This window comes from Actinomadura logoneensis (assembly GCF_003428695.1).
In the GTDB taxonomy this organism is placed as follows: domain Bacteria; phylum Actinomycetota; class Actinomycetes; order Streptosporangiales; family Streptosporangiaceae; genus Spirillospora; species Spirillospora logoneensis.
The window spans coordinates 1-647 of record NZ_QURH01000370.1; the positions used below are offsets into that span (position 1 = coordinate 1).

1 protein-coding gene is annotated in these 647 nt (G+C 78.8%); it reads left to right on the forward strand.

Annotated elements, in window-relative coordinates:
- Positions 1–533 (forward strand): cupin domain-containing protein (locus DZF91_RS22780; RefSeq protein ID WP_235834485.1); only part of this gene is annotated, 533 nt, incomplete at its 5' end.
- Positions 534–647: the final 114 nt, after the last annotated feature.

Consider the following 647-nt stretch of genomic DNA (forward strand, 5'->3'; position numbering starts at 1 on the left):
CGCGCGGCGTGGTGGACGCGTCGTCCGCGCGGCGCGTCCGCTACCTGCGGCGCGGCCCGGACGGACGGCACGGCGCGCTGCTCGACCGGCCCGCGACGGCCGAGGCGCTCGACCTGCTGCCGCACCCCGAGGGCGGCTGGTACCGGGAGACCTGGCGGTCGGCGCACGAGTTCACACCGGACGGCTACCCGGGCCCGCGCGCCGGCGCGACCGCGATCTACTTCCTGCTGCCGCCGGGCGAGGAGTCGATGTGGCACGCCGTCCGCTCGGACGAGATGTGGCTGTGGCACTCCGGCGGCCCGCTCGACCTCGTCCTCGGCGGGAACGGGGACAGGCCGGCGGAGAGGACCGCGACCGGGGGCGGCGCCGGAACCCGGACGGTGGTGCTCGGGCCGGACGTCACCGGCGGACAGGTCCCGCAGGCGGTCGTCCCGGCGGGGCACTGGCAGGCGGCACGGCCGTCCGGCGACCGGGAGGTCCTGGTCAGCTGCGTGGTCTCCCCCGGCTTCGACTTCGCCGACTTCCGCACCTGACGAGCCGCGGAGCAGCCCCCCCGGCGCACGTCCGAAGCCTCCGACGCGCGCCCGGCCCCCGCCGCGCAAGCGCGCGCCCGGCCCCGCCGCTCGAGGTGGGGCAGGACGGCACCG